Source organism: Pseudonocardia nigra, from assembly GCF_019396355.1.
Classification (GTDB): domain Bacteria; phylum Actinomycetota; class Actinomycetes; order Mycobacteriales; family Pseudonocardiaceae; genus Pseudonocardia; species Pseudonocardia nigra.
This window is the reverse complement of record NZ_JAHKRK010000568.1, coordinates 1-654: the sequence shown is the minus strand read 5'-3', so window position 1 is coordinate 654 and position 654 is coordinate 1. Positions and strand designations below refer to the sequence as shown.

Here is a 654-nt window from a genome sequence, read left to right as displayed (position 1 = left end):
CGCAGCCCGGCGATCCGGTTGCCCTCGCTGGTGATGGTCGGGTCGTGCACGGCGGTGAACGCCTCGGCGGCGCGGATCGGGTTGTGGCTGAGTCGTTGGACGCCCAGCAGGCGCCTGTTGGCGGAGAAGCCGATCTCCCGCAGCGCGGGCAGATGGGTCAGCCGTTTCCGGATCTCGAAGTCGCCGGTGTCGTTGATCGTGGTCTCGGTCCGAAGCGCGCGTCCTTCCTTGTGGTACTGCTTGATCGAGGTGTGCTTGTAGTCGATATGCAGGCTCGGCGTGACGCCCTCGGTGAGGATCCGGGTCCGGAACCGCCCCGGGGTGGCTCGCGGTCCGCGCCGCATCAGGCGCCGGTCGAAGATCAAGCTGATCTGGTCGGGGCGGCCGGCATCAAGGTTGTCCCGGATGACCTGTTCGAAGAACACCCGCCCCGAGACGGGGCGGTCCAGCACCTGGGTCAGGGAGAACTCGGCCTGCAGGATCGAGCACTCATAGCGGTAGCCGGCGGCGCGGTCGGCGTCGGTGAACGGGTTGGGCAGGATGGCCAGCCACTTGTCCAGCAGCGCCTGGATCTCGACGGGGCCGAGCCGGTCGCAGATCACCTGCACCGCGGCCGGGTCGGCGCAGGCAGCGAAGCCGTTATCCAGGGCGGTG

1 protein-coding gene is annotated in these 654 nt (G+C 68.7%); it reads right to left on the bottom strand.

Features of this window, described 5'->3' with window-relative positions; all coding sequences use genetic code 11:
* A partial coding sequence (locus KME75_RS42235) for a hypothetical protein (RefSeq protein ID WP_219420702.1) occupies nucleotides 1-654 on the bottom strand: 654 nt, incomplete at both ends.